A 1,204-nucleotide genomic window follows, 5' to 3' on the forward strand; every position below is an offset into this window, starting at 1 on the left:
TGTCGCTTGCATCAAAGCCTGCTCCCGCCTCACTGAACGTGAAGCTAATGTTCGCTGTTTCCCCTGCCGCAAGTGCAAGGTCATCTGCGCTAATCGCAAGGCTTGGTGCTGTCGCATCAACAGTCACTGTACCGGTTACTGGTGTTGAAACGTTGCCTGCCACATCTGTTGCAGTCACGCTCACTGTATGTGGACCGTCTGCCAACACTGGAAGTGTATTGTCTGCAAGCGTCCAGGTACCGTCACCATTGTTAGTCGCTGGATAATCCACACCATCCACAGTCACCACCACAGTCGCAGTAGGATCATCGATCGTACCGGTCAATGCAGGTGTGCTGTCATTGGTTGATACATCTGTGAAGGTGACCACTGGTATAACGGTATCAATTGTCACAACACCTGTATCCGTACCTGTATTACCTGCCAAGTCTGTTGCTGTCACAGTCACACTGTGTGCGCCTTCTGACAGAGTTGGTAAGATATCGTTCGGTAAAGTCCAGGTGCCATCGCCATTGTTCACTGCCGGATAATCAATACCATCCACAGTCACTACAATCGTTGCATTTGGATCATTGATGCTACCTGACAAGTCCGGCGTTGCATCATTCGTCACTTCATCAGTTAACGATACCACTGGTGGTAAGCCATCTCCGTCAACAATCTCTGTACCTGGCAATGAAGTATTGCCTGCAGGGTCAGTGGCTGTTGCCGAAATTGTGTCGCCATCTACCAGGTTACCTGGGTTTGGTACTGACCATGTGCCGTCTGTGCCTGCAACTACAGTTGCAGTCGTGCCATCAGGATACGTCACAGTCACGGTTGAATCTGGTTCTGCTGTACCTGTAATCGGATCTACCGCATTCACTGGATCAATGTCCGGTGCATTTGGGGCAACGGTATCAATTGTCACAACACCTGTATCCGTACCTGTATTACCTGCCAAGTCTGTTGCTGTCACAGTCACACTGTGTGCGCCTTCTGACAGAGTTGGTAAGATATCGTTCGGTAAAGTCCAGGTGCCATCGCCATTGTTCACTGCCGGATAATCAATACCATCCACAGTCACTACAATCGTTGCATTTGGATCATTGATGCTACCTGACAAGTCCGGCGTTGCATCATTCGTCACTTCATCAGTTAACGATACCACTGGTGGTAAGCCATCTCCGTCAACAATCTCTGTACCTGGCAATGAAGTATTGCC

Annotated in this window: 1 protein-coding gene; it reads right to left on the reverse strand. The window is 49.6% G+C overall.

What is annotated here, in order from left to right; translation table 11 throughout:
* Positions 1-1,204, reverse strand: a 1,204-nt coding sequence (locus J663_RS19380) for an Ig-like domain-containing protein (protein WP_033851440.1), incomplete at both ends; no start/stop codon positions are given.

Source organism: Acinetobacter sp. 826659 (assembly GCF_000588515.1).
Taxonomy (GTDB): Bacteria; Pseudomonadota; Gammaproteobacteria; order Pseudomonadales; family Moraxellaceae; genus Acinetobacter; species Acinetobacter pittii.